We start from the raw sequence: 22,376 nt of genomic DNA on the forward strand, positions 1-22,376 counted from the left end.
CTCTCCCTCGCTTGCCCGCGAGGGAGAGGAGAAAAAGATCAGTTTGACGGGATCCAACTGGCCGATGCCGCGTCGCTCTGGCCGAAGGCCGGAAGCTTGGCGTCGAGGCCCTCGACTGTCTTGATGCCGTTCTTGCGCAGCTCTTCCTGTGTCAGCAGCACCGGCTTGACGACGATGTTGTGACCGGGATCCTCGCCGGCGATCAGCTTGGCCGCCGCCCGCACCGAAACCGCGCCGACGACGGCAGGATTGGTGGCCGCGGTGGCGACCCACGGGCTTCCTTCCGCTGTGATTTCGGTGATGTCGGCGGTGGACACGTCGGCCGAATAGATCTTCACCTTCTTGGAGATGCCGAGCTCGTCGGTGGCGAGCTTCACGCCGCGCGCGAACTCGTCATAGGGAGCAAAGACGACCGAGATGTCGGGATTGGCCTGGATCGCCGCCTTGGTCTGGTCGGCCGTCGATACCGCGGTCGTGTCGTTGACCGTCCCCCAGCGCGCCTTCTCGACGATGCCGGGATTGGCCTTCTTGGTCTCGTCCCAGATTTCGTTGCGGCGGTCGAGCGGCGCGAAGCCGGCGACATAGACATAACCGGCCTGGAACGAGGTGCCGTTGTCCTTGAGCGCCTGGCCGAGCGAAGCCTTGGCAAGCTCGTGATCGGACTGTTCGACCTGCGGGATCTTCGGGTTGTCGAGATTGACGTCGAAAGCGACGACCTTGATGCCGGCATCGAGGGCCTTCTGCGCGACGTCCTTCAGCGCTTCAGGCTGGCCATGGTCGATGATGATGGCCTGGACGCCGAGATTGATCGCCTGCTCGATCTGGTCACGCTGCGCGGCCGCGTCCTGCCGGCCGGAAAAGATCTGCAGGTCGATGTCGAGCGCCTTCGCCTGTTTCGTCGCGCCGGCCTGATAGGCCTGAAAGAAATCGCCGGCCGAGATGAAGGTGACAAGCGCCACTTTCACGCCGCCCTTGTCGAAAGGAGCGGGAGCACCCGCGATCCCGGCAGCGTGAGCGGCACTGAGCGGAATGGCGCCGGAGAGCAAGCCGGCCGTGATCAGTCCAAGGATAGAGGTCTTCATGAAGGTTTCCCCAGAGAATTACGCTGACAAGGCACGTCTCCGGACCGCGGGATCGCCGCCGTCGTGCCTCAAGGAGCGAATTTGCAAGGGTACAGCGGCGACAGAACCGCTCGGAACGTAGATTTTTCTCTTTCGCCGCGTGTGATTGGCAAATGTTGCTTGCTGCCTGTCACACAGCGCTGGGATCAGGCTATCCCTGCGCTATTGATCACCGGACCGCCGCAGGTGTCGCGATAAGCGAAAAATCATGCCCGCCGTTAACCGCGAATCACAGGGCGCGAATCAAAAAAGAAGCCGTCCAAGGTTTCCCTTGAACGGCCGGTCGAGCCCCCTGCTCCCCTAAAACCCTTGACTGAAGTGCTGCCGATCGTCGCGAAACGACCGCTTCTGGAGTGGTTTTGGTGTGCCATAGGGCCTGCCCGGGCGCAACGTAAACCAGTTGTTAACCTTAACGGCCCCGACCCGTGAACAAGTGTTAACGATGCTGGCACGCTTCCTGCTCCGCAACGCATGTAGGTCATCGGAGGGCGCCCTTCTGTTCACCGATGGGACATCAGACGACAGAATGCGCGGAGCAGCATACCATGAACCAAAACGGATCGATCACGCTGTTCCATTATTGGAACCGCCTGCGTGACGGACGCCCTGCTCCGAAGCGTTCGGAAGTTGAGCCCGCCGATATCAAGTCGCTCCTGGCCGATACGTTCATCCTGGAGAAGGACACACGCGGGCAACCCGTCTTCCGCCTGGCCGGCACCAGGCTCTGCGCCTGCTATGGCCGCGAACTCAAGGGGTTCTCCTTCCCATCCCTGTGGCGCGAGAAGGATCAGCGTCTGGTTTCACGGCTGATTCATGGGGTTTTCGACCAGAAATCAGTGGTGCTGATCATGTTCGAGGGTTTTAGCCGCAACGGCCGCTCCAACAAGTTCGAATTGCTTGCCTTGCCGCTCGACGGCGGCATCGAAAACCCGCGCTGTCTCGGTGTGATCAGTGCCGCGGAGAAGCCGTTCTGGCTGGGCGCCGACCCGATCACGGACGCCATGATCGATTCGATCCGTGTCATCGATCCGGAAAAAGAACTGCTCAACAACCGCCCGGCGATCGACGTTCCCTCGCTTGTTCCGGCCGAACTCGAGGCCCCTGACACGATCTCGGCGCTTGGCCGGGCGCGCCGCATCCGCCATCTCGTCGTCTTCGACGGCGGGCGCGAGGAATAGTTGATGATCGCACAATCTTACAGGCTCGTTTTTTCCCTTTGTTAACCCGCTTTGTTGTACTTCTTTGATGAAGTCCCTCGCATCGGCGCGCGGGAATGCCAAACGGGGTGTAGGCAGTCATGAGGTCAGCGGCGGTCGACTACGCGCCGTCCCAAGCTGAAAGGCGTAACTTTCAGCGCGTCCGGGTCAAGATATACGGACGATTCATGCTGGAAGACCGCACCGAGCATCCTTGCCAGGTTGTCGACATGTCGCCCGGCAACGTCGCGCTCCGCACCGATCGCATTGGCATGCCCGGCGAAAAAGTCATCGCCTATATCGACCATATCGGCCGCATCGAAGGCGTCGTTACGCGCACGCTGCAGGACGGCTTCGCCATGACCGTGATCGCGTCCGACCGCAAGAAGGACAAGCTCGCGGCGCAGCTGACCTGGCTTGCCAACAAACACGAACTCGACCTGCCGGAAGACCGCCGCCACGAGCGCGTCGCGCCGCGCAACCCGACCAGCGTGCTGCAGCTCACCGACGGCCGCCAGTACCAGTGCCGGATCATCGACCTGTCGCTGTCGGGCGCGGCGATCGAGATCGACGTCAAGCCGGCGATCGGCGTCCAGGTCATGCTCGGCACCATGCGCGGCCAGATCGTTCGCCATTTCGAGGATGGCGTCGCCATCGAATTCGCCGTCATCCAGCGCCCCGAAACGCTCGATTCCGAATTCAACACGCCACGCGCCTGACCGCACGGGCAGGATGCCTCGATCAACCGGCCCTTCGCGGCCGGTTTTTTGTTTCTGGCAACTGCCAATCGACCCCATCTGGAAGCGATCGACGCGCCTCGAGCAGCCTCAAGCCGCTACCAGCCCCGGAGGTCTCGCGCCCATCCGGCCAGTCCCGGCAATCCAAACAATTCAATACTCAAATGATTCAAATTTTATGTTTATTCTACCGGCGTTTTACTTAAAGTCTACTTCGCGCCTTTGCGTCAAATAAATCCAGCTGTGGCAACGTCTCCTTCGAACGGGGAGACTAAAAATGAAAGCAAAGAGGGGCAAGCTGTTGCTGTTGGCAATGGCGATGCAGCTTTCCGCTTGGGGATCAGCATATGCCGCGGGACCGGCCTATATGCACACCGGCGGTCGCACCACGCAGCCAGTTGGCCATTATGAGTTCTGCCAGCGTATCCCTGGCGAATGCAACGAGAAGACGCCCAAAGGCACGCCGGTCGACCTGACCCGCAAGCTCTGGGCGACGATCGTCAGCATCAACAATTCGGTCAACACGCGCGTCAAGCCGCGCACCGACATGGAAAATTACGGTGTCGAGGAGTACTGGGCCTATCCCGACAATGGCTATGGCGATTGCGAGGACTATGCGCTGGAGAAGCGCCGCGAACTGATGGATGTGGGTGTGCCGGCGGGTGATCTCTTGATGACGGTCGCGCGCCAGCCGAATGGCGACGGCCACGCCGTGCTGACCGTGCGCACCAGCCTCGGCGAGTTCATCCTCGACAATCTGGAAACCAAGGTGCTGTCCTGGACGGACACCGACTACACCTATCTCAAGCGTCAATCGACGGAGAATTCCGGCGTTTGGGTGACGATCAACGACGGCCGCTCCGACGCGGTCGCCAGCGTCCGCTAGGGCGCCAATGCATGTCGCCCAAAGGGGCAATGGTTTGCGACATGCATAAAACAGAGGTTTAGCGCGTCGCATCGACGCGAGGCGCTTAAGGAGAAACCCGGTCGAGTCCCCACCCTCCCCGTCCCCAACGACCGGGTCTAAGGAGCCGGCCCCGTCCCCGGGCCGGCTCCGCCATTTCTGGCGGCAGCTGCTAAAATTGATCCAATTTCGATGGCAGGTGTGTATTCGCGCCGCCATATGTTGAGAAGATGTCAGCCGCAGGAGGTCTTATGCCGACCGAAGCTAGATCACCACGTCTTGCGGTTCTTATCGATGCCGACAACACCTCCGCCAAGATCGCCGACGGCCTGTTCGAGGAGATCGCGAAGATCGGTGAGGCCAGCGTGCGCCGCATATATGGCGACTTCTCCAGCACCCGGTCCAAGGGCTGGGCGGACATATTGGCGAAGCACGCAATCATTCCGCAGCAGCAGTTCGCTTATACCACTGGCAAGAATGCTTCCGATATCACACTGGTAATCGACGCGATGGATCTGCTGCATAGCGGCCGCTTCGACGGTTTCTGTCTGGTTTCTTCCGACAGCGATTTCACCCGGCTTGCCGCACGCATTCGTGAACAGGGTGTCGATGTGTTCGGGTTCGGCGAGCAGAAGACCCCGGAGAGCTTTCGGCAAGCTTGCCGCCGGTTCATCTACACCGAAAACCTTCTTCGCAGCCCGGCGAACATCCCGGATACCGCGCCTCCATCGAAGCCGCTTCAATCATCCAGCGCTGCGCTGCCCATACTCAAGAAAGTCATTGGCCAGATGGACAGCGAAGATGGCTGGGTGCTGCTCGGCACATTCGGAAAGCAGCTCTCAAACCTCTTCTCCGATTTTGACCCTCGCACCTATGGTTTCGGCAAACTGAGTGACCTGGTGAGGAGTACAGCCGAATTCGAAATCGAAGCGCCCAAAGGGGGAGCCATGCGTATTCGAATCAAGCCTGCGGCCGGGAAAAAGGGAAAAATCAAATCAGCCTAACGACAGGCGCTTGGCCTGCAGAGGATCACGGCTGCCCAGCGCATCCGACATCCTTTGCATGGGCGGCGGATCGAGGCATTGTAGGCCGTTGGTTTCGTCCTCTGGATCACGGCGATGTTGGAAATCCCGGAAGATCGATGCGAGCGCCATCGTCTGTTCAAGGCGATCGACGATGCCTTCAAGGCTGGTGACTTCGATGGGCTTGGCAAGGCCTTGGGCGGTTCGCCCGGCTGGTTCGACGAGCGCATGCCGTTCGAACTCGGCCTCGGGCATCCGCTGGAATACGCGATCTATTGGAGCCCTGTCGGCTTCATCTCGGCCTTGCTGGATGCGGGCTCGGATCCGAATTACGGGGATCATGGTGGGTTTCCGGCCATCATTGCGGCGCTGTCCACCGACCGCGCCGACCGACTGGAAATCGTCCAGCTGTTGATCGAGGCTGGCGCCGATCCCAACATGCGAGGCGTGAACGACTGGACGCCGCTTCACTATTCGGTGGCCATTCGTAGCGCCGACGCGATCCGCCTGCTTTTGGCGGCGGGCGCCGACCCGACGCTCGAAACCCGCATCGATGACTACAGGACAGCCATAGAGGAAGCCGACATTGCCGGTTTTGAAGCCGGCGCTTCATTGCTGCGCGATGCGATGGCCAGACGCGGATCCAACGGACGATGAGTGGGCGCTGAAACGGAGCGGATCCGCCAAAGCAGGCCTCAAACCTTCTTCAGCCCCGCCTTGAAGCGTTTGCCGTTGGCGACGTAGTGCGCGGCCGAGCCGCGCAACCTGGCGACGGCTGCGTCGTCCAGCACCCTGATCGCCTTGGCCGGCGAGCCCACGATCAGCGAATTGTCCGGAAATTCCTTGCCTTCGGTGACCAGTGCGCCGGCGCCGACCAGCGAATTCCTGCCGATCCGGGCGCCGTTCAGCACGATGGCGCCCATGCCGATCAGGCTGTTGTCGCCGATCGAGCAGCCATGCAGCATGGCTCGGTGGCCGATCGTGCAGCCTTCGCCAATGGTCAGCGGAAAGCCGGGATCTGTGTGCATGACCGTGTGTTCCTGCACGTTGGTGTCGGCGCCGATGACAACAGGCTCGTTGTCGCCGCGAATGACCACGCCGAACCAGAAGCCGGCATTGCGGCCGACCTGCACGTTCCCGATCAGCGTCGCATCGGGGGCGACCCAGTTTGTATCCGCATCGGCGAAGCTGGGCTCTGTTCCGTCGATCGCATAAAGCGGCATTGTCGGTCTCCGAATCGCCTCAGATGCCGGACCCTAGGAGACCTATTGCCCATGAGGCAATGGCAAGCACGACGATGCCAAGCGCCAGGGACCAGGCGATCGCCGTGCAGCCGCATGAGAGCAGCGCCATCGTCGAAATGCGGTTTTCGCGGCGGGCATCGAGGGCATCGTTGACCAGCATGAACGGCCCGGCGCATGCGGTGGCGGCCAGCGAGCGCAGCACATTCGCGGGCGACACATAGGGCTCGGTGAAAGCGACCTTGCGGCCCGACAGCAATTCCATCGTCGAACCCGTCAGCCCGCAAACCGTCAGCCCGACGACAAAAGCAAACAGGAAGAGTTCCATCTCAGCCATCTTAACCTTCCATTTACCATGAAATCGCACAGTCGTTTCAGGAAGGCTGCAAGAGCCGTGCCGCGCGATGTGTGCCGCCTGGGGACACAAGACGGGCGGTTGGGATGAGGACCGAGATGAAGCAGGCAGCGATCGCCGACGGCCCTGAACTCACCGTGGTCGATTCCACGCTGATGAAGCGGGTGTTCTATGCCTTCGCCGCACTTGCCCTGCTGTCGGTGGCGATCAGCCTTGGCGGCAAGTGGTTCGGCCATACCATCGCCATGGCCGGATATTCCGACGACACGACGATGCGCCGGGTGGTGATCGGCAACAATGTGATTTCCGTGCCGGCCAATTTGATCCGCTTCGACCAGGCCCGGCGCGACGGCATCGCCTCACGTCTCGACCTTTATCTGCGCTATCCCCAGATGGACGGTTACAGCGAGGCGGCCCGCGACGATTTCAATCACTCGGAAGCCAACAGAAGCATCATCTTCCTGTCCTTCGAACAACAGATGATGTCGCGCGACATGAGCGGCCGGTTCGCGCTGATCTACAGCGCGCTGATCGTCCAGCCCGGCGTTCCGGGGCCCGGCGGCACGACGGTTTACGGTTTCAACGAGAAGTCGGGCTATCTGAACGAGGTGCTGGTGGTCGGCAAGCGCGGGGGCAAGGATCCCTTCGTGGCCCGCTGCCTGAGCGGACCGAGTGCCGATCAATCGCTGGCGCCCTGCGAGCGGGACATCCATGTCGGCGACGATCTCAGCCTCACCTACCGTTTTCCCAAGGAATTCCTTGACGACTGGCAGACGCTCGACGCGGCGATGACGGCAGAGGCAGGGCGAATCCTGAAGACCGGACATTGAGAGATTAAGGCAGGCCACGCCCGGCGCGGCCTGCCGTTGGATTGCGGGCTCAGCCCAGATCGATGTCGAGGATCGCCATCGAGAAATTGTAGTCGCCGTCGTCCTCGTCCTTGAAGACGATGCCGAGGAATTCGTCGCCGACATAGACTTCGGCCGAATCTTCCTTGCGCGGCCGTGCCTTGACCTCAAGCTTGGGGTTCTGGAAGACGCGCTTGAAATAGGCGTCCAGCTTTCTGATTTCGTCCGGCTTCAACAGTCTTCTCCGATCATCGGGCTTGCTGGTTTGAAGGGCGCTTCTGGCACGTCGACAATGGCGATGTAAAGGCAAGCCGGCCGTATTGCACCGGAAGCGACAGCGCCGCCGGGCAAAATTGCAACGACGCCAGGCAACGCGCCTGGGCGGAAATCAGATATCGAAGCTGATCACATGGTCCATCGACTGCGAAGGCAGGAGCTGGTCCATCTGGCGCGACGGCTGGTCGCAACCGGTCTCGCCGACGACGCGAGCCGGCACGCCGGCAACCGTCTTGTTGTGCGGCACGGGCGACAGCACAACCGATCCGGCGGCGACCTTGGAGCAATGGCCGATCTCGATGTTTCCGAGAATCTTGGCGCCGGCGCCGATCAGCACGCCACGGCGGATCTTGGGATGGCGGTCGCCACCGGCCTTGCCGGTTCCGCCCAGCGTTACGCCATGTAGGATCGACACATCGTCCTCGATGACCGCGGTCTCGCCGACGACGAGGCCGGTGGCGTGGTCGATGAAGATGCCCTTGCCGATGCGGGCGGCCGGGTTGATGTCGGTCTGGAAGACCGAGGACGAGCGGCTCTGCAGGTAGAGCGCGAAATCCTTGCGGCCCTGGTTCCACAGCCAATGCGCCAGCCGATGGGTCTGGATGGCGTGAAAGCCCTTGAAATAGAGCACCGGCATGATGAAACGGTCGCAGGCCGGGTCGCGGTCGTAATAGGCCTGGATGTCGACACGCACCGTCGTCGGCCATTCCTTGTCGTCGGCCAGCATCGATTTGAAGGTCTGGCGGATGAGGTCGGAGCCGATATCCTGATGGGCAAGCCGCTCGGCGATCCGGTGGATGACCGCCTCTTCCAGGCTCTCCTGGTTGAGGATCGTCGAATAGAGGAAGGCAGCGAGCAAGGGGTCGCGGTTGACCGCGTCCATCGCTTCGTCACGGATCGAACGCCAGATCGGGTCGACCGGCTGCAACGCGCTGTGGCGGGAAATGCTGATGCTGTTCATCGACGTCTCGTCCTGCGTCCTGCTGGCTTGGCTGTTGTCCGGCCGCACATATAAGCCAGATCATAGCACGATTGAACTCAATTTTCCTTAGTGCATTGTCAAATGGATTTGGTTCGCGGGAATTCAAGCAGCCATGGAAAACGAACCCTTGATCGCCGCCCCCCCCGAAAGGCGGCCTTCCGTGCCTGGCTGCGGGGAAGGCGTAGAGCGATCTGGTGGCAGGCTCAAGGTCAGCGCGGCGCCGATGACGCCGCGCTGCAATGGACGCCGTTCAAGTCGGCAGCGGCGTGCCGGCCTGTTCAGCCACCATATATTCGGCATACCAGTCGGGCCAGTTCACATCGTGCTGTCCGCCCGTCCGTTTCTCGTGTTCGCCATGTGCGGCCGCCGCACGCCGCAGCGCCGCGGCAAGCTCGCCCGACGACGTGAATATCGTCTCGCTGGCATCCACGCGTCCAGGCAATCGCTGGGTGATTTCCTGCAGTATGAAGCTGTTGCCATCCGGATCGCTGAACGTGACATAGGATGAATAACTGCGCCCTTCCGGATGCCGGCCGCTGATCGGCGGCTGCCCAGGCCCGGCGCGATGAAACACCTCGCTCGCCTCGACGCCGCGCGCCACGAGTTCGGCATGCGCCGCCACGATATCGGACACCACGAGATAAAGCCCCTTCGCCGAGCCTGGCGCGGCTGATGTCAGGCCCTTGCCGAAATGGATCGAGCACGGCGAGCCGGGCGGCGTGAACTGCACGACCCTGAACGCGTCGCCGACGACGAAGTCGGCGTCGAGCCGCCAACCGAGGCCGCCATAAAAACGCTTGGACCGATCGGCATCCGCAACGGCAATGATGACGGCCTCCAGCTTCATGTCGATCGTCCCCGGTCTTGGAGTCTCGCTGCTTAGAGTATTGGCCATGTCAGCCTCCCTGGCTTGGATATTTCCTGGACTGGCAACATTCCCCAGAGCCCCGGCCCATGCAAGGTTCGCAGTGATTGGGTCTTTGACTCCGAAGGGCTGAGATCGATTAACTGGACGGATGATAGAAATGAAAGACCAGCCTTTGATCGACGCGGCCCTGAAAACCGAGCTTTCGGCGCTCTATAACGCCGGGGATCGCCACTACCACAACCTCGCCCATATCCAGGCCATGCTGGCGCTGGCCGGCGACTATCGGGCGCTGCTGGGCGATCCCGAAGCCGTCGAAGCTGCGATCTGGTTCCACGATGCCATCTACGACAGCAAGGCCAAGGACAATGAGGCCAGAAGTGCCGCCCTTGCCGAGACAAAGCTCGCGGAGCGCACCGATGCCGGGCGCCTGGGTCGCATCAGCGCAATGATCCTCGCCTCGGCCACACACCAGCTACCGCAGTTCGACGACGCGACGGCTATACGCGACGCCAGCCTGTTCCTCGACATGGACCTGTCGATCCTGGGTGCCGCGCCGGATGCGTTCGATGCCTATGAACGCGCGGTCCGCCGCGAATATGACTGGGTGGCGGAGCCGATGTGGCGTGCCGGACGGGGTGCCGTGCTGAAAGATTTCCTGGCCCGCCCGCACATCTTCCATACGGAGGAATTCCGCCAGCGTTTCGAGCAGCAGGCCAGGCTGAACATGGCGCGGTCGCTGGAAACCCTGCAAAAGCCCTCGTGATTTTCGCGAGGCTTCGTCAAAAGCAAATTCTTCCGAGGTGCCGACATCATGAGCAGCAAATTCTTCCAGCCGGTCGACGCCTCGGCCGTGCCCCGTTTTGCCGGGCTCTCGACCTTCATGCGGCTGCCGGCAGTGGCGAGCGCCGAGGGCCTCGACATCGCGCTGGTCGGCATACCGTGGGATGGCGGCACCACCAACCGCGCCGGCGCGCGGCACGGCCCGCGCGAGATCCGCAACCAGTCGAGCCTGATGCGACGCGTCCACCATGTCTCGGGAACCGAACCGTTCGGCATCGCCAACGTCGCCGATGTCGGCGATCTCTCGGTCAATCCGATCAATCTCATGGACGGGTTGAGGCGCATCGAGGACGGTATCGCGGCAATCGTGGCGGCCGGCGCTATTCCGCTCGCCGCCGGCGGCGACCATCTGACGACGCTGCCGGTGCTGCGCGCCGTCGCCAGGGATCGGCCGGTCGGCATGATCCATTTCGATGCCCATTCCGACACCAATGACCGCTATTTCGGCGACAACCCTTATACGCACGGCACGCCCTTCCGCCGCGCGATCGAGGAAGGCCTGCTCGACCCCAAACGGGTCGTGCAGATCGGCATTCGCGGCTCGATCTACGAGCCCGGCGAGCATGACTGGGCAGTCGCCCAGGGCATTCGTATCATCTACATGGAGGAGTTCGTCAGGCGTGGCGCGGCCAGCGTCATGGAGGAAGCGCGCGCCATTGCCGGAACCGGCCCGACCTATGTGACCTTCGACATCGACTGCATCGACCCGTCGATGGCGCCGGGAACAGGCACGCCCGAGCTCGGCGGCTTCACCACCCGCGAGGCGCAGGAAATGGTCCGCCTGCTCGACGGATTGAACATTGTCGGCGCCGATGTCGTGGAAGTGTCACCGCCATTCGATCTCGCCGGCATGACGGCGCTGGCGGGCGCCACGATGATGTTCGAATTGCTGTGCGTGCTGGCGAAGTCCGTTCAAGCAGCGAGAGCGCCAGGCTGACCCTACGTGTCAGCATGCCAGGTCAGAGCGGATATTCAGCATAAAACTCCAGCACGCGTTGCTTGAAGGTCTTGTCGCCGACCGCCAGCATATGGTCCCTGCCCTCGATGTGAAAAGCCCTGGCGTTCGGCATCAAGGCGGCGAGCTCGTCGGGCGAACCGCCAATATCGTCCGTGGTGCCGACAGCGACCAGCGTCGGTTGAGCGATGCGGGCAATGTAGTCCTCGCTCAGCAACTCCCGCGATTTGGCGATGCAGGCAGCAAGCGCCCGACGGTCGCTGCGGGTCTGGTCGGCGAAGGCGCGGAAAGAGCGGCCGCGCGGATGGGTGGTCGCCGTCGGATCGTCGGCAAGCAGGGCCGCGGCGATCGGATCCCAATCGCCTACACCGTCGATCATGCCGATGCCGAGGCCGCCAAAGACCAGCGTCGCCACCTTGTCCGGATCGGACAGTGCCAGGAACGCCGCGATGCGCGCTCCCATCGAATAGCCCATGACATGAGCCCGTTCGATGCCGAGATGATCGAGCAAGGCGGCGGCATCCGAGGCCATTTTTGCAGGCGTATAATCGGCCTCGTCATAGCTCTTCGATGACGAGCCATGGCCGCGATTGTCGAAGGCGATGGCGCGGTAACCGGCATCGTTGAGCGTCTTGAACCAGCCGGGTGACACCCAGTTGACATAGTGGCTCGAAGCGAAGCCGTGGATCATGAGCACGGGATCGCCCTCGCCCGAGGCCGGTTGGCGGTCGAGGAAGGCAAGATCGAACCCGTCATGGGAAAAAAACTGCATCGGAAGGCTATCCCCGGCGCTCAGTTGGAATCGACGTTCGGGGAATCGCCCTTGTCCGACGGTGGTATGCCAGGGCCAGATATTGTGCCGACAGCCGGGTGGCGCAACAGGTCGCCATATTCGATGCCGTATTTGGCGGCGGTGCCGGCCTTGAGCTCGAGCACGAAGCGCACGGGTACGCCGGGCGAGATGATGGCCTGGGATTGCGGCTCGCCATGCTTGATGGCCCGGATCTTGCCATCCTGGCCGACAAAGATCAGGTCAAGCGGCATCGGCGTGTTCTGCATCCAGAAACTGACCTGCTGCTGTATTTCGAAGACAAACAGCATGCCGTGATCGTCCGCCATGTCCTGGCGATACATCAAGCCGGCTTCGCGCTCTGTATCGGTGTCGGCGATTTCGATCGAAAAGGAGCGATTTCCATCTTTCGTCACAACGACCAGCGGCGTCGGGTCGACCGGAAGAATCATCGCCCGGCTGTCGGCCGAGGTCGGACGCTCAGAATAGAAGAAAGCGCCCGAGGCCACGATCAAGGCAGCAATGGCGCAAAGCACGCCCGCCGTCAGCCAGTTCCTGTGAGCCATCCAAAATCCTCGACCGGAAATCGTCCTAGACCATGATCCCGAAAAGTGGAACCGGTTTCGGACAAGATCATGGTCAAACAAAGAGGAGCTAGAGCCTGAACCACCCCGATTTATCGGGATGGGCCGGTTCTAGTGCGAAACCGGCAAGGTGCCCATATCGGGGTGAATTTCGGCGGCCATAAGGCCTTTGTCACCGCGACCGAAACGGACAAGCACAACCTGCCCCGGCCGAAGCTCGGTGATGCCGTAGCGGCGCAAGGTTTCCATATGGACGAAAATGTCCTCGGTGCCCTCGCCGCGCGTCAGGAAGCCGAAGCCCTTTGTGCGGTTGAACCACTTGACCAAGGCGCGTTCGAGCCCGCTCTCCGGCGTTACCGCGACATGGGTGCGCTGCTCCTGCATTTCCGCTGGATGGACAGCGGTGGTGACATCCATGGAAAGCACCCGGAAAGCCTGCAGCCCGCGATCGCCCTGCTTGACAAGGCAGACCACGCGCGCGCCTTCCAAGGCTGTCTGGAAGCCGTCCCGCCGAAGACATGTCACATGGAGGAGGATATCGCCCGAAACACCGTCATCGGGAAGGATGAACCCATAGCCCTTGGCCACATCGAACCACTTGATGGCGCCGGCAATTTCGGTCAGGTCAGCGGCATCGCCGCCTTCGTCGCGCGTCAAGGCGTCGCCAAGGGTTCCGGCCCGCCCCGTCAAAGAGGCCTTTTCCCCCATAAGAATGCCCCCTTTTTTGCAAGAACACCGCAACTGATTCTTGACACCAGATTAACACCGCGGCTTCCGGTGTGTGCAAGACCTTCCCTGCCTTTTTTCACGGTTCATTGCGGGAATACCGGATTTGTTCTTTGCCGGCATCGCCGGCCGCGGGAGATTGCCCTTTCGCCGGGCCGATCCTATGTTGCGCCGCACCCCAACAGATCGAGGAAAACTCATGCGCTATCTGCACACAATGGTCCGCGTCGCCGATGTCGATGCCTCGCTCGACTTCTACTGCAACAAGCTCGGGCTGAAGGAGGTCCGCCGCTACGAAAACGAGCAGGGCCGCTTCACGCTGATCTTCCTTGCCGCCTCCGAAGACGAGCAGAGCGGCATCAACGACAAGGCGCCTTTGGTTGAACTGACCTACAATTGGGATCCGGAAGATTACAAGGGCGGGCGCAATTTCGGCCACCTCGCCTATGAGGTCGATGACATCTACGCCACCTGCCAGCATCTGATGGACAATGGCGTCACCATCAACCGGCCGCCGCGCGACGGCAACATGGCCTTCATCCGCTCGCCCGACGGCATCTCCATCGAGCTTCTGCAGAAGGGCCCGCCGAAAGCCAAGGCCGAACCCTGGGCGTCGATGCCGAATACCGGAAGCTGGTAGCCATCACGCCATCTTGAAGCGAGGCGGCCGGGGTAAAAGCCGGCCGCCTTTGCCGTTTCGCACCACACCACCTATCTGAGCGGTCATCACGCCTGGCCTGCCGGCCAGCGCCCAGATCAGGAGAAGTCATTCATGCCTTCCAGCTATGCCGACGTCGCCACCGAGCACGCCAGCCGATACCTGCAGCAGCTGTGCAAACACTGGGCGCACAAATTCCCCGTCGAGTTCAACCCGACCCACGGCACCATCGACCTGACGTCGCTGGGACGCACCGTCATGGACGCCGACGTGAGCGCGCTGCACATAACGGTGTCGACCGATGAAGCGGGATCGCTCGAGCGCCTGGAAAGTGTTGTCGCCGATCACATCAAACGCTTTGCCTTCCGCGAGGAACTGACCTTCGACTGGAGGCCAGCCACAGCGGCGTGATCAGGCTAGTTTTTACCGGCCTGCCCGGCCATCTCCAGCAGCGCCAGCACCGAGCGCCAGTTGCGCGCAGTGCCCGGCACCTTCAGAACGCGCGGAATGACGTTGGCAAAGACTGACTTGCCGAGCCCGTCCGGCGCGCTGAGGTAGAGCACGTCGCCCTTGACTTCGAAGCGCTCGGGGCCGGTGCATTTCTCGGCCAGCCGCGCCACCTCGTCGGCGGTCGGCTCGCGCTCCAGCGCGTAGGCGTGGAGCTTGGTGTGGTCTGCGGCCGCTTCCGGATAGGGATTTGCACTCACCAGCCGTTCGAACCACGAGAGGTCGCGCACCATGATGCGCGAATGAAAACCCCATTTCTTCTCGAAGGCCGCTTCGATCTGCTTGGTCAGCGCAGCAGCGTCGCCTTTGCCGGCCCTGAACACGACATTGCCGCTCTGCACATAGGTGGCGACATCGGAAAAGCCGAGGTCCTCGAAGAACGACCGCAACTCCGCCATCTTGACGATGCGGTTGCCGCCGACATTGATGCCGGAAAACAAGGCGATGAAGACCTTTGCGCTCATATGATGAACCCTGCCAATGTCTCGTTGTCGGTGATGTCCTGATACTGGACGCCCTCGGCCTCGAAATTCGCCTTGAGCAGGTCGAAATTGCGCCGGTCCTTGGTTTCGATGCCGATCAGCACCGAGCCGAAATTGCGCGCCGACTTCTTCAGATATTCAAAGCGCGCAATGTCATCGTCCGGACCCAGCATTTCGAGGAAGTCGCGCAGCGCGCCCGGCCGCTGCGGGAAGCGGATGATGAAGTATTTCTTCAGGCCCTCGTAGCGCAGCGCCCGCTCCTTGACATCCGGCAGCCGCTCGAAATCGAAATTGCCACCTGAAACCACGGCAACAATGGTCTTGCCGCGGATTTCCTTCCTGGAAAAATCCTTCAGCGCGTCGATCGCCAAAGCGCCGGCCGGCTCGAGCACGACACCTTCGACGTTGAGCATCTCGATCATGGTCGCGCAGAGTCGGTTCTCCGGGATCAGCCGCACGGTGTCAGCGGCGAACTCCTTGAGGTATCTCAAGGGTTCGCGCCCGATCTCGGCGACCGCAGCACCATCGACGAAGTTGTCGACCTTGGCGAGCTTCAGGCGTTTTCCGGCCGCGAGGCTGTCATGCAGGCTCGGCGCGCCGGCCGGCTCGCAGAAAACGAAACGCGCCTCCCGGCCCTGATCGGCGAAATAGTGCGTCACGCCGGCAGCGAGCCCGCCGCCGCCGACCGGCAGCATGATGATGTCGGGCATGCGCGCGCCCGGCATCTGGTCCGCGATCTCATAGGCGACCGTCGCCTGCCCCTCGATGATGTCCTTGTGGTCGAAGGGCGGCACCATGTGGGCGCCGGAGCTTTCGGTGAATTCGAAGGCGGCGCGATAGCAGTCGTCGAAAAAGTCGCCGACCAGCCTGATCTCGACGAACTCACCGCCGAACAGCCTGGTCTTGTCGATCTTCTGCTGCGGCGTCGTCACCGGCATGAACACCACACCCTTCTTGCCGAAGTGACGGCAGACGAAGGCAAAGCCCTGCGCATGGTTGCCGGCCGACGCGCAGACGAACAGTTCGGCCTGATTGCCGGCAGCAAGCGCTTTGCAGAAGAAGTTGAAAGCGCCGCGGATCTTGTAGGAGCGTACCGGGCTCAGATCCTCGCGCTTCAGCAGCACCCGCGCGCCGGTCTTCTTCGACAGATAATCGTTTTCCTGCAGCGGCGTTTCCGGAAAGATCTGGCGGATCGCGGCGGCTGCGGTAGCGACGCGGGAGGAAAAACTGGTCATCGGAAAGCCACCTTGTGCCGCATGTTTTTCGCGGACCCCTGTCATCAACCTGGCCGCAAAGCGTCTATCGTGATCCGACGCAGCCGATCCTGCCTATTGCATATCCGGGCCGGCAACGCCATTGTTCGACCCTTCATGCCCCTTCGCAAAGGGCATTCGCAAAATCCTTGCAAGCACTTGAGGGCGTTTGTTCATGCCTGTCGCATCGGTCGGCCTGAAATCCATGTCGCTGCCGGAATTCGGCGAGCCGACGGTTATGCCGCTGGTTGCGCGAAGGACCTATGAGGCGCGCATCGAAGCGCTGATCGCGCGCGGCGCCAGGGCCGGCTTCGATGCCTTCGCCGTCTATGGCGACCGCGAACACGCCGCCAATGTCGCCTATCTTTCAGGCTACGATCCACGCTTCGAGGAGACGTTGCTGGTCATCGTTCCCGGCAAGCAGCCAAGACTTCTCGTTGGCAATGAGGGCTGGGGTTATGCCGAAATCTGCGATGGCCCCTATGAGCGCATGCTCTACCAGACCTTCTCGCTGCCGGCGCAGCCGCGCGACCGCTCGGACGCCCTGCCCGACATCCTTGCCGGTTGCGGCCTGAGGCCCGGCCACAGGATCGGCGCCATCGGCTGGAAGCCTTTTGGCGCCGGCGATGCCGGGTTCGATGAGATGACGCTCGACCTGCCGTCCTTCCTTGCCGATACGCTGCGCACGCTTGTCGGCGACAAGGGCGCGGTCGTGAATGCCGCCAATCTGCTGATGAACCCCACCGACGGCCTGCGCGCCATCAACGAGGCAGACCAGTTGGCTGCCTTTGAGTTTGCCGCGACCTTAACCTCGCAAGGGCTGCGCAACGTCCTGCAAGGCATCGAGCCCGGGATGAACGAACTGCAGGCGGCGCGGCTGATGGGCATGAACGGCCTGCCGCATTGCTGTCATCCGATGCTGTCGGCGGGAAAGCGTGCCGCCTATGGCTTGCCCAGCCCCCGCCTGGACATCATCCAGCGTGGTGATCCGATCACCATGGCCTATGGCATCCAGGGCGCGCTCAACGCCCGCGCTGGCTTCCTGGCCGAGGATGCCTCAGAGTTGCCTCCTGCCATCCGCGACTATGTCGAAAAGCTGGTCGCGCCCTATTTCGCCGCGGTTGTCGACTGGTACGAAGCGATCGGCATCGGCACGACGGGCGGCACGTTGTGGAAAGCGGTGCATGACCGCATCGGTGACCCGTTCTTTGGTGTCTCGCTCAATCCCGGTCATCTCGTCCATATCGACGAATGGATGCATTCGCCGGTGTTTCCCGGCTCCGACATCAAATTGCGATCCGGCATGGCGTTGCAGGTCGACATCATCCCGGCGACCGGCAGCAACTATTTCACCACCAACATCGAGGACGGCATCGCGCTCGCCGACGAGGCACTGCGCGAGGAGATCGCGGCGCGCTACCCCGAAGCCTGGAGCCGCATCGAAGCGCGCCGCGCCTTCATGGCGGATGTGCTCGGCATCCGCCCCAAACCGGAGGTGCTGCCCTTCTCCAACATTCCGGCTTTCCTTCCGCCATTTTGGCTTTCGCGCAACAGTGCGATGGCTGTAATCAGTCGCTGACCACATTTCGACTGGACACGACTTAGTTCTGCCGCACTCTCCCTGTCCGGGAGGTGTCGCGGGGGTGGTTGGGCCTTTTGGCCGGAGTGGAATTTCAGACGTGCCTTTGAAGAAGATACTTACGGTTGTCCTTGCCCTGCTCGTTGCCGGCTGCGCCGGCCCGCAAACCCAGGAACTGCTCGGAAGCGCGGTCATGTCCGTGCCGGTGACGGAAATCGCCGGCAATCATTCGATCTTCATCGCCACGACGCGCAAGAAATCCGACGATCCCAACAAGGTATTCGACGGCGAGCGCTCGGCCACGCTGAACTATGCGCGCGTCAACGTCACCGTGCCTGGCATCCATCAGACTGGTCAGATCGAACGGCGTTCGCGCGGCAAGTCGGATGATCCGGCCAAATATTTCATGGCTTCCGAGGTTGTCGGCTACGACACGCAGCCGAAATTCTCCAGCGCGCTCAACGCCGATATCGCGGCGCGCGGCGGTCGCGTCATGGTCTTCGTGCATGGCTACAACACCGGCTTCGACGATGCGGTCTATCGCCTGACCCAGATCGTCCACGATTCCGGCTATCCGGGCACTCCGGTGCTGTTTTCCTGGGCATCGGGCGCCAAGACCACGGACTATGTCTATGACAAGGAAAGTGCCAGCGCCGCACGCGACCAGCTTGAGGTGACCTTGCGCATGCTGCAGCAGTCCGGCGCGCGGCGCATCGATATTGTCGCGCATTCGATGGGAACCTGGGTGACCATGGAAACGCTGCGTCAGATGGCCATCAGCGGCGACCGTGATCTGGGCGGCAAGCTGGGCGACGTGGTGCTGGCCTCGCCCGACATCGATGTCGACGTGTTCAAGAGCCAGATGCGCCGCTACGGCAAGCCCGACAAACCGTTCATCCTGCTGTTGTCCGACGACGACCGCGCGCTGAGGCTTTCCGGCCTGATCGCCGGCTCTCGGCCGCGTGTCGGCGATTACAAGGACGCCGCCGATCTTGCCTCCTATGGCGTGACGGTGGTCGATCTCTCCAAGGTCAAAGGCAGCGACAGCTTCAATCACACAAAATTCGCCGACAATCCGGCCTTGGTTAAGATGATCGGCCAGCGGCTGCGCGAGGATGACGGCTTTGCCAGCGACCGGGACGTGACCGACCGCATCAGCCTGCTCGGACAGTAAGTGCAGCGCCGCGGGTTTGCCATGTCAATCAAGCCTTGCGGAGGCCTTGGCCCACTTTGAACTGGACCGAGCCCGTCTCTGGCCTTATCGGAATGACTGGTGACGTCATGCTTTGACGTCCCCCTTTACGGGAGCCGACGCGTGACCGTGCGTTTGAAGAGTTTCGTCGTCGCGTTGGCGCTCGCTGTTGCTGGCTGCGCCGGCCAGAGTACGCATGATCTGCTCAACAAGACGACGGTCTCAGTACCGGCTTCCGACATCGCGGCCACGCACGAAATTTTCGTCGCCACCACCCGCCAGCTGGCGACCAAGGATCCGCGTCAGGTATTTGACGGCGATCGCTCGTTGACCACCAGCTACGCCCGTGTCGACGTCACCGTGCCGAAGGTCCACCAGGTCGGCGCCATCGAGCGGGCCAAGGGTCCGGCCAACTCGAATCCGGCCAAGCAATTCACCGCCACCAATGTCGTCCACTATGGCGACGCCTCGCAATTCGCCAAGGCTGTCGGCGCCGACATCGCCATGCGCGGCGACCGCGCGCTGGTCTTCGTGCATGGCTTCAACAATGGCTTCGACGACGGCATCTACCGGCTGACGCAGATCGCCCACGACACGAAATATCCGGGCACACCAGTGCTGTTTTCCTGGGCGTCGAGCGCCAAGACGACGGGCTATATCTACGACAAGGACAGTGCCAACGCCGCCCGCGACGATCTCGAGGCGACGCTCAGAATGCTCGCCAAGACGCGGGTCAAGAGCATCGACATCATCGCCCATTCGATGGGAACCTGGCTGACCATGGAGGCGCTGCGCCAGCTCGCCATCACCGGCGACCGCGATCTCGGCGGCAAGCTCGGCTATGTCGTCCTGGCTTCGCCCGACATCGATGTCGACGTGTTCAAGAAGCAGATGATGCGTTACGGCAAGCCGGACAAGCCGTTTGCCGTGCTGCTTTCAGGCGATGACCGAGCCCTAAAATTGTCTTCACTTATCTCCGGCGACAAGCCGCGTGTCGGCGACTATGGCAATGCGGCCGATCTCGCCAGCTACGGCGTGTCCGTGGTCGACCTGACCAAGGCCAAGGGCGGCGACGGTGGCCTCAACCACGCGAAATTCGCCGACAATCCGATCCTGGTGCAGCTGCTCGGCGACCGCCTGCGCACCCCTGCCGGACTGGCTTCGGACGAACCCGATCCGGCGCAGCTCAACAATCTTGGCCAGGGGCTCGGCAAGGCCGTCGGTTCGGTCGCCGAGGTCGTCATCACCACGCCGTTCAAGGTGCTGACCATCGTCACCGGCGGGTGAGCGCCAACGCGTGCGAGGGCCGCTTCCGAGAACCGGAACAGAACATACTTAGTCGCCCGTGAAATATCCTGACGGCTTTGTCTTCCGAGCAATTGAGCCGCTCCGCGAGTATTTGCTTTGCAGGAATTTCGGCTTGTTTTGAATGGCGGCTTTGGGCGTAACCCCCTTCCTCAATTCGGCGCGAACGAGGATGCCGACTCTCGGTGCCGAACGTCTTCTCAGACGGTCCTTGAACCTGATGAGGGCTCAGGGGCTCGCAAGATTTCGAAGCAATTACAATAATTTAATGATCAGCAAACGCGAGTAGCGACGTCCCCGACGTGCGACTACTTTTCGCGTTCTGCAAACAGATCCAACTGCGAGATGAAACCCATGTCGGACGAGCAAGTGCGCTGGCTTTTGAAGGTCATCCAGCCCGAGAGGACCTTGGCCTCCCTCCCCGGAGGCGCCAGCCTAAACCGGGAAGCTCATGCCGGGCTCCTCGGCCTACCCGTTGAGGTCTACGCGACCGAACTCGGCCGCATGCAAAAGGAGGCTTCGGAAGCAGCCGTCGCGTTGCTTGCCGACCCAGCCGTGGCATCGATGGTCGATCGTCTTCCCCTGCGGAAAGGAGCCAAGGTAGTGGCGTTCGGCGACAGCTTAACGTCCGATCCTCAATCATGGGCGGTCGTTCTTGGGGAAATGCTGGCGAGGCGCCGCAGTCCCGACGGGATTTCGTTGACCATCAGCGCGGTCGCAGGCGAGACGACCACGCACGGTCTCGTGCGGATCGCAGGTGTCATCAATTCCCGGCCCGACTGGATACTTTTCCTCGTCGGCACGAATGACGCCCGCACTCAGGGCCTGCACCCCACGAAGACGCTCGTCCATCATGAGGAGACCGCGCGCAACATTGCCGAACTGCGGGAGCGCATTTCCAAAGAGACCACGGCGAACTGCGTTTGGATTACGCCGCCTGCGGTCAATGAAGCGCAGGTAGCGGCCCATCGGGGCCTGGCCAGGTTCGGGGTTCGGTTCCGCAACGAAGACTTAGCACGAGTAGCCAACATCGTCGGCGAGGGCGACGGGCCGGTTATCGACGCCTTCTCAACGCTAGGGAGTCCTCCTCCTTCCGCCCTGCTCATGGACGACGGTCTCCATTTCACTCCGGCGGGCCAGAAGCGAATGGCATTCGAGGTGATCCGTGGCTGGAGCAAGCTCCAGTGAGACATCTCATCATCGGCGCGACGGGAAACATCGGCTCTCGGGTAACCCAGCGCCTCGTTGATTCTGGAGCGCGTCTGGGCGGGAACCAATCCCGTTCGCTCACTGGGCCGCCGAGAACGCCGCGTCGTTTCAGTAGTGTTTCGGTGCAGTGCCCTAAAAAGAATTCACGTAGACCTGTACGGTACGGATCGCCTCGCTCCTAACGACATCGCGCGAGAGGGTGCGCACCTGATGGACAGCCCCGTGCACGAGGGATTCCACCATGCGCGGAAGGACAAAAAGCATTCGCTCGGTCTCGTCGAGGCTGTATCGCTTTTGGTCGGCGCGTGACAGCACGCGCCCAAACGTGTGATGCAGCGCGTTCCTGAAGCCAAGAGCGCCATCCGGAACGGCGGACGAAACAATGTCGTGCAGTTCCGCAGCATCCACGTGCACGTTCACCAGACCTCGGACGAGTTCGCCCGTGAATTCCTGCAGCGGAGCCGAGGCGTAGGCAGCCGTCGTCTGCCCGATGACCTGCCGTACATCGTCGACGTGCCGGTCATGAAGGGCGCTGAAGATCGCGCGCTTGTCGGCGAAGTACTGATAAAGCGACCCAACGCTGACGCCGGCGGCCTCCGCGATACGATTGGTGGTGATGGCCCGGGTCCCATGACGCTTCACCACAAGTTGGACCGCATCGAGCACGCAGTCCACGGTCTGCCGCGAGCGTTGCTGCTTCGGCTCGCGCCGCGTAAAGGTTCCTTTGGCCGTGGTCATGCTGCCTC

The 22,376-nt window shown here is 61.9% G+C and carries 26 protein-coding genes; 14 read left to right on the plus strand and 12 right to left on the minus strand.

What is annotated here, in order from left to right; translation table 11 throughout:
- Nucleotides 1–38: 38 nt before the first annotated feature.
- The gene (locus JN279_RS24345) at nt 39–1,082 is read right to left on the minus strand and encodes a substrate-binding domain-containing protein (RefSeq protein WP_202350460.1); all 1,044 of its coding nucleotides are present in this window, start codon (nt 1,080–1,082) and stop codon (nt 39–41) included.
- Nucleotides 1,083–1,666: 584 nt separating this feature from the next.
- Here JN279_RS24345 and JN279_RS24350 point away from each other — a divergent pair.
- The 5 genes from JN279_RS24350 to JN279_RS24370 all read left to right on the plus strand — a co-directional run bounded on the left by JN279_RS24350 (nt 1,667) and on the right by JN279_RS24370 (nt 5,637).
- A complete protein-coding gene (locus JN279_RS24350; protein ID WP_095204358.1) occupies nt 1,667–2,299 on the plus strand; it encodes a PAS domain-containing protein in 633 nt (210 codons plus the stop codon).
- Nucleotides 2,300–2,418: 119 nt separating this feature from the next.
- Nucleotides 2,419–3,036 carry a PilZ domain-containing protein gene (locus tag JN279_RS24355; RefSeq protein WP_095204357.1) on the plus strand — a complete coding sequence of 206 codons (618 nt, stop codon included), beginning with the start codon at nt 2,419–2,421 and terminating at the stop codon, nt 3,034–3,036.
- A gap of 295 nt (nt 3,037–3,331) precedes the next feature.
- Nucleotides 3,332–3,940 carry a transglutaminase-like cysteine peptidase gene (locus tag JN279_RS24360; RefSeq protein ID WP_096445498.1) on the plus strand — a complete coding sequence of 203 codons (609 nt, stop codon included), beginning with the start codon at nt 3,332–3,334 and terminating at the stop codon, nt 3,938–3,940.
- A gap of 269 nt (nt 3,941–4,209) precedes the next feature.
- Entirely contained in the window at nt 4,210–4,962 is a 753-nt protein-coding gene (locus JN279_RS24365; RefSeq protein ID WP_096445496.1) for an NYN domain-containing protein, read from the plus strand.
- 114 nt (nt 4,963–5,076) lie between these two features.
- On the plus strand, nt 5,077–5,637 hold the full coding sequence (locus tag JN279_RS24370) for an ankyrin repeat domain-containing protein (protein WP_096445493.1): 561 nt from the start codon (nt 5,077–5,079) through the stop codon (nt 5,635–5,637).
- 38 nt (nt 5,638–5,675) lie between these two features.
- On the opposite strand, the gene JN279_RS24375 is transcribed toward JN279_RS24370, so the two are convergent.
- The gene (locus JN279_RS24375) at nt 5,676–6,203 is read right to left on the minus strand and encodes a gamma carbonic anhydrase family protein (RefSeq protein WP_096445490.1); all 528 of its coding nucleotides are present in this window, start codon (nt 6,201–6,203) and stop codon (nt 5,676–5,678) included.
- 19 nt (nt 6,204–6,222) lie between these two features.
- Nucleotides 6,223–6,558 (minus strand): DUF6949 family protein, encoded by a 336-nt coding sequence (locus JN279_RS24380; RefSeq protein ID WP_096445488.1) that lies wholly within the window; start codon nt 6,556–6,558, stop codon nt 6,223–6,225.
- Nucleotides 6,559–6,674: 116 nt separating this feature from the next.
- Here JN279_RS24380 and JN279_RS24385 point away from each other — a divergent pair, with 116 nt between their 5' ends.
- A complete protein-coding gene (locus JN279_RS24385) occupies nt 6,675–7,406 on the plus strand; it encodes a hypothetical protein (RefSeq protein WP_096445485.1) in 732 nt (243 codons plus the stop codon).
- A gap of 49 nt (nt 7,407–7,455) precedes the next feature.
- Here the strand turns inward: JN279_RS24385 and JN279_RS24390 are convergent, their stop codons facing one another.
- The 3 genes from JN279_RS24390 to JN279_RS24400 form a co-directional block, all read right to left on the minus strand.
- Nucleotides 7,456–7,659: a DUF3126 family protein gene (locus tag JN279_RS24390; protein WP_019857879.1), complete on the minus strand. Its 204-nt coding sequence runs from the start codon at nt 7,657–7,659 to the stop codon at nt 7,456–7,458.
- A 153-nt stretch (nt 7,660–7,812) separates the two neighbouring features.
- Nucleotides 7,813–8,661: a serine O-acetyltransferase gene (cysE, locus tag JN279_RS24395; RefSeq protein WP_096445482.1), complete on the minus strand. Its 849-nt coding sequence runs from the start codon at nt 8,659–8,661 to the stop codon at nt 7,813–7,815.
- A gap of 271 nt (nt 8,662–8,932) precedes the next feature.
- A complete protein-coding gene (locus JN279_RS24400; RefSeq protein ID WP_244734132.1) occupies nt 8,933–9,577 on the minus strand; it encodes a VOC family protein in 645 nt (214 codons plus the stop codon).
- A gap of 130 nt (nt 9,578–9,707) precedes the next feature.
- On the opposite strand from JN279_RS24400, the gene JN279_RS24405 reads away from it, so the two are divergent.
- Complete coding sequence (locus JN279_RS24405; protein WP_096445478.1) at nt 9,708–10,313, plus strand: HD domain-containing protein; 606 nt, start codon at nt 9,708–9,710, stop codon at nt 10,311–10,313.
- Between the two features lie 48 nt (nt 10,314–10,361).
- Nucleotides 10,362–11,327, plus strand: coding sequence for an agmatinase (gene speB / locus JN279_RS24410; protein WP_096445475.1), 966 nt, complete (start codon nt 10,362–10,364; stop codon nt 11,325–11,327).
- Nucleotides 11,328–11,349: 22 nt separating this feature from the next.
- On the opposite strand, the gene JN279_RS24415 is transcribed toward speB, so the two are convergent.
- The 3 genes from JN279_RS24415 to JN279_RS24425 all read right to left on the minus strand — a co-directional run bounded on the left by JN279_RS24415 (nt 11,350) and on the right by JN279_RS24425 (nt 13,427).
- Entirely contained in the window at nt 11,350–12,117 is a 768-nt protein-coding gene (locus JN279_RS24415; RefSeq protein WP_096445472.1) for an alpha/beta fold hydrolase, read from the minus strand.
- 20 nt (nt 12,118–12,137) lie between these two features.
- On the minus strand, nt 12,138–12,701 hold the full coding sequence (locus JN279_RS24420; protein WP_096445470.1) for a DUF192 domain-containing protein: 564 nt from the start codon (nt 12,699–12,701) through the stop codon (nt 12,138–12,140).
- A gap of 129 nt (nt 12,702–12,830) precedes the next feature.
- Complete coding sequence (locus tag JN279_RS24425) at nt 12,831–13,427, minus strand: cold-shock protein (protein ID WP_032916789.1); 597 nt, start codon at nt 13,425–13,427, stop codon at nt 12,831–12,833.
- Nucleotides 13,428–13,644: 217 nt separating this feature from the next.
- Here JN279_RS24425 and gloA point away from each other — a divergent pair, with 217 nt between their 5' ends.
- Together gloA and JN279_RS24435 are read left to right on the plus strand one after the other, a co-directional pair.
- Nucleotides 13,645–14,085, plus strand: a complete 441-nt coding sequence (gene gloA, locus JN279_RS24430) for a lactoylglutathione lyase (protein WP_096445467.1) — start codon at nt 13,645–13,647, stop codon at nt 14,083–14,085.
- Nucleotides 14,086–14,217: 132 nt separating this feature from the next.
- Nucleotides 14,218–14,514 (plus strand): DUF2218 domain-containing protein, encoded by a 297-nt coding sequence (locus JN279_RS24435; RefSeq protein ID WP_096445465.1) that lies wholly within the window; start codon nt 14,218–14,220, stop codon nt 14,512–14,514.
- 5 nt (nt 14,515–14,519) lie between these two features.
- Here the strand turns inward: JN279_RS24435 and JN279_RS24440 are convergent, their stop codons facing one another.
- Nucleotides 14,520–15,074: a DUF1697 domain-containing protein gene (locus JN279_RS24440; protein ID WP_096445463.1), complete on the minus strand. Its 555-nt coding sequence runs from the start codon at nt 15,072–15,074 to the stop codon at nt 14,520–14,522.
- Entirely contained in the window at nt 15,071–16,327 is a 1,257-nt protein-coding gene (gene ilvA / locus JN279_RS24445) for a threonine ammonia-lyase IlvA (RefSeq protein WP_096457244.1), read from the minus strand. Before ilvA ends, JN279_RS24440 begins: the two co-directional genes overlap by 4 nt.
- 193 nt (nt 16,328–16,520) lie before the next feature.
- Between ilvA and JN279_RS24450 the strand changes: the two genes are divergently transcribed.
- The 4 genes from JN279_RS24450 (at nt 16,521) to JN279_RS24465 (ending at nt 21,609) form a co-directional block, all read left to right on the plus strand.
- Nucleotides 16,521–17,924: an aminopeptidase P family N-terminal domain-containing protein gene (locus JN279_RS24450; RefSeq protein ID WP_096445461.1), complete on the plus strand. Its 1,404-nt coding sequence runs from the start codon at nt 16,521–16,523 to the stop codon at nt 17,922–17,924.
- A gap of 100 nt (nt 17,925–18,024) precedes the next feature.
- Nucleotides 18,025–19,098, plus strand: a complete 1,074-nt coding sequence (locus JN279_RS24455) for an alpha/beta hydrolase (protein ID WP_096445458.1) — start codon at nt 18,025–18,027, stop codon at nt 19,096–19,098.
- Nucleotides 19,099–19,239: 141 nt separating this feature from the next.
- Nucleotides 19,240–20,403, plus strand: coding sequence for an alpha/beta hydrolase (locus JN279_RS24460; RefSeq protein WP_096445456.1), 1,164 nt, complete (start codon nt 19,240–19,242; stop codon nt 20,401–20,403).
- A 372-nt stretch (nt 20,404–20,775) separates the two neighbouring features.
- Nucleotides 20,776–21,609: an SGNH/GDSL hydrolase family protein gene (locus tag JN279_RS24465; protein ID WP_096445454.1), complete on the plus strand. Its 834-nt coding sequence runs from the start codon at nt 20,776–20,778 to the stop codon at nt 21,607–21,609.
- 153 nt (nt 21,610–21,762) lie between these two features.
- On the opposite strand, the gene JN279_RS24470 is transcribed toward JN279_RS24465, so the two are convergent.
- Nucleotides 21,763–22,368: a TetR/AcrR family transcriptional regulator gene (locus tag JN279_RS24470; RefSeq protein ID WP_096445452.1), complete on the minus strand. Its 606-nt coding sequence runs from the start codon at nt 22,366–22,368 to the stop codon at nt 21,763–21,765.
- Nucleotides 22,369–22,376: the final 8 nt, after the last annotated feature.

Origin of the sequence: Mesorhizobium sp. 113-1-2, assembly GCF_016756475.1 — a bacterium.
GTDB classification, from domain to species: domain Bacteria; phylum Pseudomonadota; class Alphaproteobacteria; order Rhizobiales; family Rhizobiaceae; genus Mesorhizobium; species Mesorhizobium loti_C.

Coding starts and splice junctions, on each gene's coding strand:
- JN279_RS24345 (WP_202350460.1), bottom strand. CDS start 1,082: ATGAAGACCTCTATCCTTGGACTGATCACGGCCGGCTTGCTCTCCGGC.
- JN279_RS24350 (WP_095204358.1), top strand. CDS start 1,667: ATGAACCAAAACGGATCGATCACGCTGTTCCATTATTGGAACCGCCTG.
- JN279_RS24355 (WP_095204357.1), top strand. CDS start 2,419: ATGAGGTCAGCGGCGGTCGACTACGCGCCGTCCCAAGCTGAAAGGCGT.
- JN279_RS24360 (WP_096445498.1), top strand. CDS start 3,332: ATGAAAGCAAAGAGGGGCAAGCTGTTGCTGTTGGCAATGGCGATGCAG.
- JN279_RS24365 (WP_096445496.1), top strand. CDS start 4,210: ATGCCGACCGAAGCTAGATCACCACGTCTTGCGGTTCTTATCGATGCC.
- JN279_RS24370 (WP_096445493.1), top strand. CDS start 5,077: ATGTTGGAAATCCCGGAAGATCGATGCGAGCGCCATCGTCTGTTCAAG.
- JN279_RS24375 (WP_096445490.1), bottom strand. CDS start 6,203: ATGCCGCTTTATGCGATCGACGGAACAGAGCCCAGCTTCGCCGATGCG.
- JN279_RS24380 (WP_096445488.1), bottom strand. CDS start 6,558: ATGGCTGAGATGGAACTCTTCCTGTTTGCTTTTGTCGTCGGGCTGACG.
- JN279_RS24385 (WP_096445485.1), top strand. CDS start 6,675: ATGAAGCAGGCAGCGATCGCCGACGGCCCTGAACTCACCGTGGTCGAT.
- cysE (WP_096445482.1), bottom strand. CDS start 8,661: ATGAACAGCATCAGCATTTCCCGCCACAGCGCGTTGCAGCCGGTCGAC.
- JN279_RS24400 (WP_244734132.1), bottom strand. CDS start 9,577: ATGGCCAATACTCTAAGCAGCGAGACTCCAAGACCGGGGACGATCGAC.
- JN279_RS24405 (WP_096445478.1), top strand. CDS start 9,708: ATGAAAGACCAGCCTTTGATCGACGCGGCCCTGAAAACCGAGCTTTCG.
- speB (WP_096445475.1), top strand. CDS start 10,362: ATGAGCAGCAAATTCTTCCAGCCGGTCGACGCCTCGGCCGTGCCCCGT.
- JN279_RS24415 (WP_096445472.1), bottom strand. CDS start 12,117: ATGCAGTTTTTTTCCCATGACGGGTTCGATCTTGCCTTCCTCGACCGC.
- JN279_RS24420 (WP_096445470.1), bottom strand. CDS start 12,701: ATGGCTCACAGGAACTGGCTGACGGCGGGCGTGCTTTGCGCCATTGCT.
- JN279_RS24425 (WP_032916789.1), bottom strand. CDS start 13,427: ATGGGGGAAAAGGCCTCTTTGACGGGGCGGGCCGGAACCCTTGGCGAC.
- gloA (WP_096445467.1), top strand. CDS start 13,645: ATGCGCTATCTGCACACAATGGTCCGCGTCGCCGATGTCGATGCCTCG.
- JN279_RS24435 (WP_096445465.1), top strand. CDS start 14,218: ATGCCTTCCAGCTATGCCGACGTCGCCACCGAGCACGCCAGCCGATAC.
- JN279_RS24440 (WP_096445463.1), bottom strand. CDS start 15,074: ATGAGCGCAAAGGTCTTCATCGCCTTGTTTTCCGGCATCAATGTCGGC.
- ilvA (WP_096457244.1), bottom strand. CDS start 16,327: ATGACCAGTTTTTCCTCCCGCGTCGCTACCGCAGCCGCCGCGATCCGC.
- JN279_RS24450 (WP_096445461.1), top strand. CDS start 16,521: ATGCCTGTCGCATCGGTCGGCCTGAAATCCATGTCGCTGCCGGAATTC.
- JN279_RS24465 (WP_096445454.1), top strand. CDS start 20,776: ATGTCGGACGAGCAAGTGCGCTGGCTTTTGAAGGTCATCCAGCCCGAG.
- JN279_RS24470 (WP_096445452.1), bottom strand. CDS start 22,368: ATGACCACGGCCAAAGGAACCTTTACGCGGCGCGAGCCGAAGCAGCAA.